This is a genomic window from Mycobacterium sp. E1715 (genome assembly GCF_001667625.1).
GTDB lineage: Bacteria > Actinomycetota > Actinomycetes > Mycobacteriales > Mycobacteriaceae > Mycobacterium.
Genome location: NZ_LZJJ01000131.1, coordinates 1 through 10120 on the forward strand (window position 1 = coordinate 1; position 10120 = coordinate 10120).

A 10120-nucleotide genomic window follows, 5' to 3' on the forward strand; every position below is an offset into this window, starting at 1 on the left:
ACCGGCGCCCACAATGGAGTCATGACGAACTGCCCGCGCCCGGCCGCCGGCCACTTCAGCGTCGGCACGCCGCGGATTCTGGTGGTCGAGGACTCGGAGACGATCCGGGAGATGGTCAGCGAAGCGCTGACCGACATCGGCTATCACACCGCGGGTCGTTGTGACGGTGACGGTTTGGAGGAGGTGCTCGACGGGCTGCGGCCGGACCTGGTGGTGCTCGACGTCATGCTGCCGGGACGCGATGGATTCGACCTGATCGACGTCATCCGCGGCGTGCCGACGCTGAAGTGGCCGGCGGCCGGGCGCGGGCAGTTCGTCATGACTCCATTGTGGGCGCCGGTGCTGAAACCAACCTGAAGCCGCCGTGGCGCCCCTTCCGTCCCGGCAGTCCCAGATTTATCAGGAACGCCGGGATGTGACCAGGTGCCCGCCTCTGAGCGACAATCCGCCCCCGGCAGGGCCATTTCGCGTTTGTCGCTGCGAGGCGGGCACAACGCCGCTGCCCTTCGCTGGTGACAGGAGTGACGGACGGGACCGCAGTTTCTTCAGGTCCACTTCAGATGCGGCCCCTACCGTCCGAAGCCATGACCACAAACGAGGAGATCGACACCAATCCGCCGCCGCCCCGGCAACCACGTGAACCCCGCCGCTACGCCACCGGTGTCGTGGTCGGCGCCGGGGTGGCGGGCGCGCTGATCGGCGCGGTCGGCACCATCGCGGCCATCGCCTTCGCCTGGATCATCAGCGCGGGCCCGCCCGGTCCGCCGCCGCTGCCGGGTCCGCCGCCGATGATGGGACTGCATCAGGGTCCACCGCCGCCGCCGATGGGTGGGCCCATGCCCGGGGGTTTCGGGTTCGCGCCGCCACCCGCGCCGCCCGGGCCGCCGCGAGGCTTGGTCCCGCCGCCGGGCGAGGCCTTCCCGCCACCGCCGCCGCCCTCCGCTGCCCCGCACAGCTGACCGGCCTGCCGCCGTCGCGATCCGGCGAATCGTGGCGGCGGCAGCCGTCTCGCCAGTAGCGTCTGAAGTCACCGACATCCGACGACCGTGGGGAGCCGCATGACCTCGGACAGCATCGGAACCCGCCGCTTTCCCGCCGGCGTCGCCATCGTCGCCGGGCTGGCCGGCCTGGTACTCGGCGTCCTCGCCACCCTCGCGATCACCGGGTTGGTGTGGACGGTCCGGGTTCAGCTTCCCCCGCCGCCATACCCGCCGCCGCTGTCGTCACAGTCGGCGGGCGGAGGCGGGTGCATCTACACCTCACCGCCATTGCCGACGTCCGCGCCGGCCGTCGTCCCCGCGCCGCCGTTGCCGCCGGCGCCCCACGCGTAGCGGTGCCCTCACTTTCCGAGCTCGCCGGACGCCTGCTTCGGTCGCACCGACTGGTGCGCGCGCCGATCTGGCTCTTCAAGGCCCGCGCGGGCGCGCTGTTCGGCTCCCGCATGCTGATGCTCGAACACACCGGTCGCACCTCGGGCGCGCGGCGCTACGCCGTCCTCGAAGTCGTCGACCACCCCGCCCCGGGCTCCTACGTGGTGGCCTCCGGCTTCGGCCGAAAAGCGCAGTGGTTCCGCAACATTGAAGCCAATCCGCGGGTGCGGGTCTACACCGGCAGTCGTGCCCCAAGACGAGCCACGGCACGCGTGATGGCCCAGGACGAGGTGGACCGCGCCCTGGCCGCCTACCGCAGCCGTCACCCGAAAGCGTGGGAGCGGATGCGGCCCGTGCTGGAGGACACGCTCGGCGCGTCGATCACCGACACCGGCGCCCCGCTGCCGTTGGTCGAGCTGCGCCTCGACTAGGCGCGGTCGGGACCCTTCGCCGTCATCACGGCGAAGGTCACCAGGAACGCCGCCGCCGGAAGCGCGTTGGCGACCTTGTCCCGGACCCGGATGTGCGCGCCGAGCGCCAAGACGAAATAGAGCGTCAACATCGCGGTGGTCAGCCTCGCCAGCGCGGGGAAACGGGTGACCGACAGCAGGCCCACCGCGGCGGCCGCCTTCACCACCGGCAGCACGGGCCGAACGTTTTCCGGCAGCCCGACGTCATCCAGAACCTTTTTGATCGGGGCCACCTGGACGCCGCACAACACCGCGTCGACTGCATGGAACGCGCCTAGCGCGACGTACGTCTTCGGCGACGTGAAAACGCTCATGGAGCAATCCTATTGGGTCAATTGCGGCGGTGCCCCCGGCATAGTGCCATCCACCGGCTGGCGGGCGCTCGCCTCGGCCTTGGCCACCGCCTGCGCGATCGCGGGATCGGTTTCGGTGGAGAACCAGTCGGCGACGTCGGCGTCATCGTCGGCGCTGTGCTTGGGTGCGTCCTCGACCGGTGACGGCTGGAATCTGAACACGCCGTCCTCGCCGGGGGTACCCAGGAGTTTGGTGAATCCCTGCAACGCCGCGCTGAAGTCGCTGGGCACCACCCAGACCTTGTTGGCGTCACCGCGCGCCATCTCCGGCAGCGTCTGCAGGTACTGGTAGGCCAGCATCTCCGGGGTGGGCCTGCCGGCCTTGATCGCGGCGAAGGTCTTCTCGATGGCCTTGGCCTGCCCCTGCGCCCGCAGGTAAGCCGCGGCGCGCTCACCCTGGGCCCGCAGCATCCGGGACTGCCGGTCGGCCTCGGCGGCCAGGATCGCGGCCTGTTTGGCGCCCTCAGCCGCCAGGATCTGCGCCTGCTTGGCGCCCTCGGCCTGTGTGATCGCGGCCTGCCGGTTCCCTTCGGCGGTCAGGATCATCGCCCGCTTCTCACGGTCGGCCTTCATCTGCTTTTCCATCGAGGCCTGGATCGACGGCGGCGGGTCGATGCTGCGCAGCTCGACCCGCGCGACCCGCAGGCCCCAGCGGCCGGTCGCCTCGTCGAGGACGCCGCGCAGCTGGCCGTTGATCATGTCGCGGGAGGTAAGCGTCTGCTCGAGCGTCATCCCGCCGACCACGTTGCGCAGGGTGGTGGTGGTGAGCTGCTCGACGCCGACGATGTAGTTGCTGATCTCGTAGACGGCGGCCTGCGGGACGGTGACCTGGAAGTAGACCACGGTGTCGATGTTCAGCGTCAGGTTGTCCTCGGTGATGACCGGCTGCGGCGGGAACGACACCACCCGCTCACGCAGGTCCACCCGGGCGCGCACCCGGTCGATGAACGGGACCAACAGCGTCAGCTGACCGCTGACCGTCCGGCTATATCGCCCCAGCCGCTCGATCACCGCGGCCTCGGCCTGCGGTATCAGGGCGACCGACTTGGCCACCACGATTATGGCGAATATCACCAGGACGGCTAACAACACCAAACCAGCAACCGCACCTTGCACGGGAGTTCCTCTCTCTCACAGCGTCTCTCGCATCCGTTATGGATTGCTCCTGAAGACGACCGCCGTGGCGCCATCGATCTGCAGGACGGTCACCGACTCCCCCGGTTCGTAGACATCGCCCTCGTTGAGCGGACGCGCCGTCCACACCTCGCCGTCGAGCTTCACCTGACCCTCGTCGCGGCCGATCCGCTCGAGCACCAGCGCCTTCTTGCCCTCCAGCGCCTCGATACCCAGCCGCGGCGCGTGCGCCGGTGTCAGCCGCCGCCGCAGCGCAGGGCGCACCAGCACCAACAGCAGGACGGAGACGATGAGGAACACCGTGCCGTTCGCCCAGCCGGGCCAGTCCGTCAGCCAACTTGTGATTGCCGCCGCCAGCGCCCCGCCGCCGAGCATCACCAAAAACATATGGCCGGTGAGCGCCTCCGCACCGGCAAGCACCAGCGCGAATATTAGCCAAAGCACCGCAGCGTGCATGCGGTCAGAATACGCGTGATCCGCCTTTGCCGGGCAAAACAACTACACTGCGGAATCGTGTGGTGTCCCAGTGTCTCGCTGTCCCTGTGGGCCAATGCCTGGCTCGCGGGCAAGGCCGCGCCCGACGACGTGTTGGACGCGTTATCGGTATGGGCTCCAAAGCAATCGGTCACCGCGTATGATGCGGTCGCCGCCGGCCACACCGGGCTGCCGTGGCCGGATGTGAACGACGCCGGGACGGTGACGCTGCTGCAGACGCTGCGCGCCGCGGTCGGCCGATCGACACCCTCCGCGGACGGCGCGGGGCGGCTGCTCGGAACCATCAATGTGCTTTTGCCCGTGCCCGGCGATGTGCGCGGGCTTGCCCCGGGGACGCAGTTCGAGCGCGACGCCCTGGCCGCCGGCGAAGCGATCATCGTCGCCAATCCCAACGATTCCGCCACCGCCGTCGGGCTGGTCCCCGAGTTCTCCTACGACGAAGACGCGGCGGACTTCCCGGAATTGTGCGCGCTGTCCTGGACCGTGTACTCGCTGCCCGGTGCGCCGGTGCTCGACCACCACGAGCTCGGGGACGCCGAATACACGCTGCGGTCCGCGGTCCGATCGGCCGCCGACGCGCTCGGCGCGATCGGCCTCGGATCGGCCGCGGCCGACGTCGAGGATCCGCGCGGACTCGTCGAGCAGTTGCTGGAATCCGCACGGCAACACCGGATTCCCGACCATGCGCCGTCCCGCGCGTTGCGGGTGCTGGAGAACGCCGCCCACGTCGACGCCATCATCGCGGTCAGCGCCGGACTGAGCCGCTCCCCCGACTCGCCGGATCGGTTCACCGCGCCGGTGGTCGCCGTTCCGGAACCGTTCGGCACGCAATCGTCTTCGGAGGCACGCATCGCCAGTGACGCGCTGCGGCCGTTGACCGCCGTCGTGCGGTCGGCGCGAATGGCCGCCGTCACCGCGATCCTGCACTCCGCGTGGGCTGACTAGCCGGCTTCGGCCGCGGCGCAGTGCGGCGGACGGCACGGCGCGCCGTCGACGCTGGCGAGACAACCGGGCACCGGGTCGGGGCCGGTCACCCTGGTGGGGGCGCGGCCGGTGCGCAGCTCGTCGATCAAATCGGCTGCGAGCCGGGCGAATCGGCGATCTGCGTTGGGTGTGGCGGCCCGGGCGAACGCCAGACCCGCCGCCTCGGCCTGGGATCGCAATTCCTCGTCGAGATCCCACACCACCTCGATGTGGTCGGCGACGAACCCGATCGGGCAGACGACGACGGCCGTCGTGCCCGAGGCGGCCAGCGCCGCGAGATGGTCCTCGACGCTGGGCTCCAGCCACGGCACCTGCGGCGGCCCGGACCGCGATTGCCACGCGAGATCGAAGTCGGCGTAGCCGGCCGCGGCGGCGACCAGCCTTGCGGCGTAGTCGACTTGGCGACTGTAGAGCCTGGGGCCGAGGCGCTGGTCGGCGGCCACCGGCACCGAATGCGCGGTGAACACCAGGCGGGCGCCCTCGGGCACCGTCCGCGCGGCGGCCCCGACGGTGCCGGCGAACATCTCGACGAACAGCGGGTGGTCGAAGTACGGGCGCAGCTTGACCAGCTCGGGCGCGTCCGGCCCGGCGGCCTGCCGCGCCCGGGCGATGTCCTCGGTGTACTGCGTGCAGCTGGAGTAACCGCTCCACGCCGACGTGGTGAACACCGCGGCACGGCGAACCCCGTTGTCCCGCATGGCCGCAACGGTGTCTTCGACGTAAGGTTCCCAGTTGCGGTTGCCGAAGTAAATGGGCAGGTCCAGTTCCGCCCGCAGCTCGCCGATCAGGGCGCGGTTGATGCCGTTGATCGGTGACACCCCGCCGAAATGCAGGTAGTGCTGGGCGACGTCGTCGAGGCGTTCGGGCGGCACGTTGCGGCCGCGGGTGACGTTTTCCAGGAACGGCCGTACCTGCTCGGGGCCCTCCGGCCCGCCGAAGGACAGCAGCAGGACGGCGTCGAATTCCATTGGCGATTAAAGCAGTTGGGTGCTGGCGCCGCCGTCGGCGAAGATGATGGTGCCGGTGGTGGCCGGCAGCCAGTCCGAAAGCAGGGCGCACACCGTCTTCGCCACGGGCGTGGGGTCCTTCATGTTCCAGCCGATCGGCGCCCGCTGGTCCCAGCCCTCTTCCAGTAGCTGCATCTGGGCGCCGGCCTCCTCGCCGAGCGCACCGCCGACGATGGCGGACATCGCCAGGGTCCGGATCGGCCCCGCCGCAACCAGATTCGAGCGAACACCGAACTTGCCGGCCTCGCGGGCCACGAACCGGTTGACCGATTCGAGCGCGCTCTTGGCCACCGTCATCCAGTTGTAGGCCGGCATGGCCCGGCTCGGGTCGAAGTCCATGCCGACGATGGACCCGCCGGGGTTCATGATCGGCAGCAGCGCCTTGGCCAGGGAGGCATACGAGTACGCGGAGATGTGGATGCCTTTGGCGACGTCCTCGTAGGGCGCGTCGAAGAACGGGTTGATGCCCATCCCGGTCTGCGGCATGAAGCCGATCGAGTGCACCACGCCGTCGAGCTTGTTGCCCTCACCGATCTCGGCGGTGACCCGCTCGGCGAGCGTGTCCAGGTGCTTCTCGTTCTGCACGTCGAGTTCGATCAGCGGGGCCTTCTCCGGCAACCGGTCCGCGATGCGCTGGATCAGCCGCAGCCGGTCGAACCCGGTGAGCACCAACTGCGCCCCCGCCTCCTGGGCGACCTTGGCGATGTGAAACGCGATCGACGAGTCGGTGATGATCCCGCTGACCAGAACCCGTTTGCCCTCGAGCAGTCCTGCCATGTCCGTCCTTAATGTCGATGTGTCGGGGCCGAATTCAGTGGCCCATGCCCATGCCGCCGTCAACCGGGATGACCGCGCCGGCGATGTAGCCCGCATCCTCGGACGCCAGGAAGCTGACCGCCCCCGCGACGTCCTCGGCGGTGCCGACCCGCTTGGCCGGGATGAATTCCAGTGCGCCCGCCTGGATCCGCTCGTCGAGCGCGCGGGTCATCTCGGTGTCGATGTAGCCGGGGGCGACCACGTTGGCGGTCACCCCGGCCTTGGACAGCTCGCGGGAAATCGAGCGCGCCATGCCGATCAGGCCGGCCTTGGCGGCCGCGTAGTTGGCCTGGTTTCCGATGCCCCACATGCCCGACACCGATCCGATGAAGATGATGCGGCCGAACCGCTTGCGCTGCATGCTCCGCGACGCCCGCTGGGCCACCCGGAACGCCCCGGTGAGGTTCGCGTTGATGACCTCGGTGAAGCGCTCCTCGGTCATCCGGATCAGGAAGGCGTCTTTGGAGATGCCGGCATTGGATACCAGCACCTCGACGGGACCCTGGTGCTCCTCGACCTCTTTGAACGCCCGGTCGACGGCCTCGTTGTCGGTCACGTCACACACCACGCCGAACAACCCCTCGGGCGCCCCGGATCCGCGGTGGGTGACGGCCACCTTGTGGCCATCGGCGGCCAGCCGCTGCGCGATTGCCAGTCCGATGCCCCGGTTTCCGCCCGTAACCAGGACTGAGCGGGATACGAATGCGGGTTTGCCGCCGGTGGCGGCACTTTCGGTGGTGTTCTCGGTGGCCGTGTCAGTCACCCCGCCAACCTAGCGCCTTGCCGTGGTCGCCCCGAAATCGCCCCGGGCTGAAATGTCCCTCCTACCAGGCCGCGGTCGTAACGCTGTGGCGAGATATCGAACGAAAATCCGCCACCACGTTACGACCGCCTCGACTTGTCGGTGTGACTCAGCACACTTTCGCCATGACGGATCCTTTCGTGGGCAGTGAAGCCCGCGCCGCGCGGCTGGTGACTCGCCATGAGCTCCGAACTCGGTACATTGCGCTGCACCGGGACGTCTACATGCCCAGAGATACGGAATTGACCGCTGTGTTGCGCGCCAAGGCGTCCTGGCTGCGATCGCGGCGACGAGGCATCCTGGCAGGCTTCTCGGCCGCCGCGCTCCATGGTGCTCGCTGGATCGACCCGGCGCGACCTGCCGAGATCATCGATTGCAACCGCCGACGGGCCGCGGGAGTGCGGGTCTGGGAAGAGCGCGTCGGAGCCGACGAGATCACGGTCGTCGACGGGATGCGTGTCACTACGCCGGCCCGTACGGCCCTTGACCTGGCGAAGCGCCATCCGAAGGAAACCGCGGTCGCCGCCATCGATGCCCTCGTGCAGGCGACCGACCTGAAGATGGCCGACGTCGAGCCCCTACTCGAGCGGTATCGGGGGCGCCGGGGAATGAAAGCTGCTCGCCTCGCCCTCGGACTCGTCGACGGTGGGGCGCAATCGCCCAAGGAGACCTGGTTGCGGCTGCTGTTGATCGTGGCCGGGTTTCCGGCTCCGCAGACACAGATCCCTGTGCTCAACGAATGGGGCTGCGTCGTGGCGTATTTGGACATGGGCTGGGACGACATCAAGGTCGCTGTCGAGTATGACGGCGATCAGCATCGCTCGAGTCGCTATCAATACGTCAAGGACGTCCGCCGGCTGGAGATGCTCGAGCGTCACGGGTGGATTGTCGTCAGAGTCATCGCCGAACATCACCGCGACGAAATAATCCGCCGGGTCAGCGAGGCGCGCGCTTCGCGAATGTAACCACACTGCGAAAATCCGGGCCGGCAATCGCAGCCAGCTTACGCTCGCGGGCTGGAACCCTAATTACGTCGGCAGGCGGCGGTTGATGAGGAGGGCGGCGAGCGCGGCGAGCGCCAACACCAGCGCCCCGAGCCGAACCCAGCCCACGCTGGCGTCGCCCTTGATGGTCTCGTAGCCGATCTGCTGCTGCAGCGTCGCGTAGACCGCCTTCAGCTCCGCCAGGCTCGCGGCGTTGTACCAACTGCCGCCGGAGAGCTCGGCGACCTTCTTCATCGTCGTGTCGTCGACGGGAACGGGCTGGCGCTGGTCGTTGATCTCGACGAAGCCGTACGGGGTGCCGAACGAGATCGTCGAGATGGGCACGCCCTGGTCCTTGGCGGTGCGGGCGGCGGTGAAGGCGCCCTTCGGGTTGTCCGGATTGGTCGGCATCGTCTCCTTGCCGTCGGAGAACAGCACGATGCGCGCCGGTGGCGGCTTGTCGCCGCCGCCGATCACCGCGCCGACCGTCGCGATCGCCTGCAACGCGGTGAAGATGCCCTCCCCGGTGGCGGTGCGGTCGGCGAACTGCAACTTGTCCAGCGCGTTCTTCGTCGCGTCGCGGTTGGTCGTCGGCGACACCAGCACGGTGGCTGTGCCCGCGTACTCGATCAGCCCCAGGTTGATGCCCGGGGTCAGCTCGTCGGCGAACTGCTTGGCCGCCTCCTGCGCGGCCGCCATCCGGTTGGGCTGCACATCGGTGGCGCGCATCGACTGCGACACGTCGATCACCAGCATCACCACCGCCCGGTTGCGGGGAATGCGGACGTCGTTGGTCGGCCCCGCCATCGCGATGGTGAACAGCACCAGCGACGCCACCAGCAGGATCGCCGGCACGTGCCGCCAGCGCGAAGGACGTTGGGGCGCAACGCTTTCCAGCAGCTCCATGTTGGCGAAGCGCAGCATCCTTCGCTGCCGCGCCAGCTGCATGAGGATGTACATCGCGGCCAGCCCGAACACGACCAACAGGAACAGGAAGAACCAGGAGTGTGCGAAGCCGGACAGCGATATCGGCCCGAGCAATGGCAGTGTCATAAAACCGTCTTGGTGTGTCTGTGCGCCTCGGTCAAAGTGCCCGTCACTGCCGTCCCGCCATCGCCCCGCGCCGGCGGGACTCGACGAAGCGGACGATGTCGGCGATCCAATCGCGGTCGGTGCGCAGGGTCAGTATCGGCGCCCCGCAGCTGCGCACGGTGCGCGCCACCTCGGCGCGGTGCGCGGCGGCAGCCTTGGCAAAATCGTCGCGCAGCTGGGGATCGATGGTGAACTCGCGGGTGACCCCGGATTCGGCGTCCTGCAGCACGACGTCACCGATGTCGGGCAGCTCGACGTCGCGGGGGTCGAGCACCTCGACGGCCAGCACCTCGTGGCGGGCCGCGATCGCCCGCAGCGGGCGCATCCAGTTGATCGGCCCCAGGAAGTCGCTGATGATCACCGCCATGCCGCGGCGGCGTTCCGGACGGCGCAGCGCGTCGATGGTCGTCGCCAGATCCCCGCGCACGCCGACCGGCGCCCTCGGGGTGGTGGCGATGGTGCGCAGCAGCGTCTGTTCGTGCTGCCGCCCGGAGCGCGCCGGAACCCGAGTCGTGGTCTGGCCGTTGGAGATCAGCGCCCCGAGCCGGTTGCCGCCGCCGCTGTTGAGGAACGTGATCGCGGCAGCTGCCGCCACGGCCAGGTCGCGCTTCTCG

At 69.0% G+C, this 10120-nt stretch carries 13 protein-coding genes and 1 pseudogene; 6 read left to right on the forward strand and 8 right to left on the reverse strand.

Annotated elements, in window-relative coordinates; genetic code table 11:
• Positions 1-21: 21 nt before the first annotated feature.
• The 4 genes and pseudogenes from A9X03_RS07145 to A9X03_RS07160 form a co-directional block, all read left to right on the forward strand.
• Positions 22-270 (forward strand): annotated as a pseudogene (locus A9X03_RS07145) (response regulator transcription factor); the annotation flags it as partial.
• Positions 271-584: 314 nt separating this feature from the next.
• Complete coding sequence (locus tag A9X03_RS07150; protein ID WP_068016912.1) at positions 585-959, forward strand: hypothetical protein; 375 nt, start codon at positions 585-587, stop codon at positions 957-959.
• A gap of 99 nt (positions 960-1058) precedes the next feature.
• The gene (locus A9X03_RS07155; RefSeq protein ID WP_067754008.1) at positions 1059-1331 is read left to right on the forward strand and encodes a hypothetical protein; all 273 of its coding nucleotides are present in this window, start codon (positions 1059-1061) and stop codon (positions 1329-1331) included.
• Positions 1332-1384: 53 nt separating this feature from the next.
• Positions 1385-1801 (forward strand): nitroreductase family deazaflavin-dependent oxidoreductase, encoded by a 417-nt coding sequence (locus tag A9X03_RS07160; RefSeq protein WP_082950416.1) that lies wholly within the window; start codon positions 1385-1387, stop codon positions 1799-1801.
• On the opposite strand, the gene A9X03_RS07165 is transcribed toward A9X03_RS07160, so the two are convergent.
• The 3 genes from A9X03_RS07165 to A9X03_RS07175 are packed head-to-tail and all read right to left on the reverse strand — an operon-like array spanning position 1798 to position 3783.
• Positions 1798-2154: a DoxX family protein gene (locus A9X03_RS07165; protein ID WP_067754014.1), complete on the reverse strand. Its 357-nt coding sequence runs from the start codon at positions 2152-2154 to the stop codon at positions 1798-1800. The genes A9X03_RS07160 and A9X03_RS07165 overlap by 4 nt on opposite strands.
• 9 nt (positions 2155-2163) lie before the next feature.
• The gene (locus A9X03_RS07170; RefSeq protein ID WP_067754017.1) at positions 2164-3309 is read right to left on the reverse strand and encodes an SPFH domain-containing protein; all 1146 of its coding nucleotides are present in this window, start codon (positions 3307-3309) and stop codon (positions 2164-2166) included.
• 36 nt (positions 3310-3345) lie between these two features.
• Positions 3346-3783 carry an NfeD family protein gene (locus A9X03_RS07175; RefSeq protein WP_067754020.1) on the reverse strand — a complete coding sequence of 146 codons (438 nt, stop codon included), beginning with the start codon at positions 3781-3783 and terminating at the stop codon, positions 3346-3348.
• A 57-nt stretch (positions 3784-3840) separates the two neighbouring features.
• Here A9X03_RS07175 and A9X03_RS07180 point away from each other — a divergent pair, with 57 nt between their 5' ends.
• The gene (locus A9X03_RS07180; RefSeq protein ID WP_067780162.1) at positions 3841-4767 is read left to right on the forward strand and encodes a hypothetical protein; all 927 of its coding nucleotides are present in this window, start codon (positions 3841-3843) and stop codon (positions 4765-4767) included.
• On the opposite strand, the gene A9X03_RS07185 is transcribed toward A9X03_RS07180, so the two are convergent.
• From A9X03_RS07185 to fabG1, 3 genes are read right to left on the reverse strand one after another with little or no spacing between them, the layout of a single operon-like run.
• A complete protein-coding gene (locus A9X03_RS07185; protein ID WP_067780159.1) occupies positions 4764-5774 on the reverse strand; it encodes a ferrochelatase in 1011 nt (336 codons plus the stop codon). The two genes, A9X03_RS07180 and A9X03_RS07185, sit on opposite strands and share 4 nt — an antisense overlap.
• Before the next feature lie 6 nt (positions 5775-5780).
• Positions 5781-6590, reverse strand: a complete 810-nt coding sequence (gene inhA, locus A9X03_RS07190) for an NADH-dependent enoyl-ACP reductase InhA (RefSeq protein WP_068260369.1) — start codon at positions 6588-6590, stop codon at positions 5781-5783.
• A gap of 34 nt (positions 6591-6624) precedes the next feature.
• Complete coding sequence (gene fabG1 / locus A9X03_RS07195; RefSeq protein WP_067754029.1) at positions 6625-7392, reverse strand: 3-oxoacyl-ACP reductase FabG1; 768 nt, start codon at positions 7390-7392, stop codon at positions 6625-6627.
• 164 nt (positions 7393-7556) lie between these two features.
• On the opposite strand from fabG1, the gene A9X03_RS07200 reads away from it, so the two are divergent.
• Positions 7557-8396, forward strand: a complete 840-nt coding sequence (locus A9X03_RS07200) for a type IV toxin-antitoxin system AbiEi family antitoxin (protein WP_068260372.1) — start codon at positions 7557-7559, stop codon at positions 8394-8396.
• 63 nt (positions 8397-8459) lie between these two features.
• Here the strand turns inward: A9X03_RS07200 and A9X03_RS07205 are convergent, their stop codons facing one another.
• Positions 8460-9467, reverse strand: a complete 1008-nt coding sequence (locus A9X03_RS07205) for a VWA domain-containing protein (protein ID WP_067754035.1) — start codon at positions 9465-9467, stop codon at positions 8460-8462.
• 43 nt (positions 9468-9510) lie between these two features.
• A partial coding sequence (locus A9X03_RS07210; RefSeq protein ID WP_068260375.1) for a hypothetical protein occupies positions 9511-10120 on the reverse strand: 610 nt, incomplete at its 5' end.

Bases quoted from the DNA above. Each gene is read 5' to 3' on its own strand.
- A9X03_RS07165 (WP_067754014.1), bottom strand. From the start codon at position 2,154: ATGAGCGTTTTCACGTCGCCGAAGACGTACGTCGCGCTAGGCGCGTTC.
- A9X03_RS07200 (WP_068260372.1), top strand. From the start codon at position 7,557: ATGACGGATCCTTTCGTGGGCAGTGAAGCCCGCGCCGCGCGGCTGGTG.
- A9X03_RS07205 (WP_067754035.1), bottom strand. From the start codon at position 9,467: ATGACACTGCCATTGCTCGGGCCGATATCGCTGTCCGGCTTCGCACAC.
- A9X03_RS07155 (WP_067754008.1), top strand. From the start codon at position 1,059: ATGACCTCGGACAGCATCGGAACCCGCCGCTTTCCCGCCGGCGTCGCC.
- inhA (WP_068260369.1), bottom strand. From the start codon at position 6,590: ATGGCAGGACTGCTCGAGGGCAAACGGGTTCTGGTCAGCGGGATCATC.
- A9X03_RS07150 (WP_068016912.1), top strand. From the start codon at position 585: ATGACCACAAACGAGGAGATCGACACCAATCCGCCGCCGCCCCGGCAA.
- A9X03_RS07185 (WP_067780159.1), bottom strand. From the start codon at position 5,774: ATGGAATTCGACGCCGTCCTGCTGCTGTCCTTCGGCGGGCCGGAGGGC.
- A9X03_RS07175 (WP_067754020.1), bottom strand. From the start codon at position 3,783: ATGCACGCTGCGGTGCTTTGGCTAATATTCGCGCTGGTGCTTGCCGGT.